Annotated in this window: 2 protein-coding genes and 1 other RNA gene; 2 read left to right on the top strand and 1 reads right to left on the bottom strand. The window is 59.0% G+C overall.

Annotation, left to right across the window (positions count from 1 at the left end):
- Positions 1-258, top strand: an RNA gene (gene rnpB, locus BP858_RS08545) — RNase P RNA component; the annotation flags it as partial.
- Between the two features lie 826 nt (positions 259-1,084).
- Positions 1,085-1,639 (top strand): CBS domain-containing protein, encoded by a 555-nt coding sequence (locus BP858_RS08550; RefSeq protein WP_014867926.1) that lies wholly within the window; start codon positions 1,085-1,087, stop codon positions 1,637-1,639.
- A 7-nt stretch (positions 1,640-1,646) separates the two neighbouring features.
- Here BP858_RS08550 and tpiA read toward each other — a convergent pair whose 3' ends face one another.
- The gene (gene tpiA / locus BP858_RS08555; protein WP_286879294.1) at positions 1,647-2,315 is read right to left on the bottom strand and encodes a triose-phosphate isomerase; all 669 of its coding nucleotides are present in this window, start codon (positions 2,313-2,315) and stop codon (positions 1,647-1,649) included.
- Positions 2,316-2,724 lie beyond the last annotated feature (409 nt).

The raw sequence follows: 2,724 nt of genomic DNA on the forward strand, positions 1-2,724 counted from the left end.
GGTGGCGAGAGTCACGGCAATGACACAGAAACGACACGACCCGCCGTCAGTGATGAAACGACTGAGCCCCCGTTAACGGGGCGAGAAGCGCACTCGTTTGCGCAAGCAACTCGTTGAACGTAGCGGCGGGATACGATGAAACGGTGAATCCCTGCGGGTGCAAGCCAGAATAGGGCAGATGGATTGTCTGGTATCCGCCCAGGTATGGCGCGTAGCTGAATGCCGCACAGAACAGAAGGAGGCTTACTCCTCCCACTCCTTGCTAGCTTCTTCTTGAGACGTTTGTCTTTTATTCGCCCCCGGTATGGACCGGTAGTGGAGCATTTCAGCTAAACTTCCATGAAAACCGCCCCGATTTGGCGAGTGGGGATCATGGCTCTGTTTGTGCCCCGGGTCCGGCTTCCTTACGGAGGGAGGGGGCAAGCCCCCATACGCGCTAACGTTCGGTATGGAGATTCATGAGAATGACGCTCGATTCAGGAGATAAGGGTCGGTTTTGGGTATTACTGGTTAGTCTGTGGTCATAGCCCTCCTCCTCGGGAAACTGTTTTGATCCCTGTCAGGGAGCATACGATGAGAGCCCGACCGGCTCGCTCCGAGAGGTTATCATGCCCCGGGCAGGGTTTGCCCCGGGTATCGCCCGGGCACCGCCCCCGCCCCCTCAGGGTGATGCCCACCACGGTCCACTGTCCGGGTGCGCCTGGGAAATCAGTCGCTTCCCTGTGTACAGCCTCTCGCTCTGCCCCATGAATGCTCCCGCGTGGCTGTCCGCGAGAGGCTGGTGATCGCTCCGACGTACCGCAAATTAAGGTGAAATAGTCCACTAGTGCATCGTGTCATCTTATTTTAGAAACTTCTGTCGCGTGTTGGGACGGGCACTCTGGTCTCACGCGGGAGTGCGCGAAGGTTGGTATAATCCCCTGCAACGCCCCTTCGCGTCTTCGCGTCTTCGCGTGAGGGGTAATAGAGAGTACCGAAGTCTCACGCGAAGACGCGAAGAGAGACGGGAGATCTCTACATTTAAGATGACAACAAGCCCTAGTAGGGCAAACGTATAAGTGAAAAAATTACCTATAGTAATAATATGGAGATACCCACCCCGGCCGAACTGCGGGAAAAGAGAATCCGTATGGGCTTAAAGCAGGCAGACGTGGCCCGTATGGCCGGAATCAGCCAGTCTATGGTCGCGCGGATCGAATCCGGCAGTGTGGACCCGAGGGTCAGCACGCTCGCGAGGATTGTGGAAGTCCTGCAGGCGGCGGAGCGCTCGGCGATCACGGCGGCCGATGTGATGACCTCACCTGTGTTCTCTGTCGCCCCTGATGAGCCCGTCAACCGCGCTGTCGAGATCATGGGCCAGAACAGCATCTCCCAGTTGCCCGTGCTCGAGAAGGGGGTGCCTGTAGGCTGCATATCGGAATCGGCGATCATGAACGCCATGGAAGAGGGGGGGTTCCACCAGACGCACCAGAAACTGGTACGGGACTGCATGGAGCCGGGTTTCCCGACGGTCCCCCCGACGGCGCCTATCGATACGATCGTCCATCTCCTGCATCACAACCATGCGGTCCTGGTGCTCGAGAGGGGGAAGGTGCGTGGTGTCATCACCAAACATGACCTGATATCGCTGATAGCGTGAGAGCCCTCTAGATCAGCGAGACTAGGTCCCGGAGGACCGCTGCGGGGTCATCGGCCTTGACAACGCTTGACGCCAGCAGGACCCCGGAGGTTCCAAGGTCGACTGCTATTTTTACGCACTCACCTGACTGGATCCCCGCCCCGGTCAGGACTCTCACGTCCGGGTTCACGGCCCTGACTGCGTTGACGGAGCGCTCGATGATCCCGGGGTCTGCCTTCGAGACCGAGACCCCACTCCCGATCAGCTCCGGGGGCTCGATCGCCACGTAGTCGGGCCGGAGCGCTGCTGCGGCGGCACTGGTGGAGTCGTTGTTCGTGCAGACGACCGATTCAAGGCGGAGCCTCCGGGATGCCTGGACACAGGCGTCGATCTCGGCCAGGGTGAGGCGGCGTTCGGAGTGGTTGATCAGGGTGCCGCGTGCGCCCGCCGCCCTGACCTCTTCAGGCAGAATATGGCCGGTATGGGCGCCGGGAGTGATCGCGTCGATATGCTGGGCATAGACCGGTATTGCATAGTGCTGGCTCATCGGGCGGATCTCGGTGAAGACCGGCGCGATGCCGATGACAACCCCGCTCTCTCTCCCCACGGTCTCGGCCGCAGCGGCGATCCGGTGAGCGTTTTGGCCCATACCCTCATGGTAGGTCTTCAGATTGACCAGAATCAACGGTGAAACCATATCCATCACGTCTGCCTGATAGGTTGCTCCTCCCTGTATTAACTCTGATGCAGGACGCTGTACACAATGCCGATGAGGCTGTGCCTCCCAGAGGATCAACTGATGAAGATCGAGAATCCGGCCGTCATTTCCTCATTTGAACCGATCTTGGGGCAATCTGTGGCTGGTACAAAAACTCTATGGGATGCAGAGCAGCCGCTGGACCAGGTACCTGTTCGCCCGGGTGAACCAGCTCCAGGCTGCCCACCTGGTGAAGCCCGGAGCCGGACTCTTCCTCTCTGTGGAATAGGGCGTTTTCATCAGTGCGACCTCTGCTCTGGGTGGATTTCGTGTGAAAGCAGTGCTGGTGCATCGACTCCAAATAACCAATACACTCACAAGAAGCGATGACCGATCGGGTTTCGCCCGA

The sequence above is a fragment of the Methanoculleus sp. UBA413 genome (genome assembly GCF_002502935.1).
Lineage (GTDB): Archaea > Halobacteriota > Methanomicrobia > Methanomicrobiales > Methanoculleaceae > Methanoculleus > Methanoculleus bourgensis.

Excerpts from the sequence above, each read along its gene's own strand:
- BP858_RS08550 (WP_014867926.1), top strand. The coding sequence starts at position 1,085 with ATGGAGATACCCACCCCGGCCGAACTGCGGGAAAAGAGAATCCGTATG.
- tpiA (WP_286879294.1), bottom strand. The coding sequence starts at position 2,315 with ATGGTTTCACCGTTGATTCTGGTCAATCTGAAGACCTACCATGAGGGT.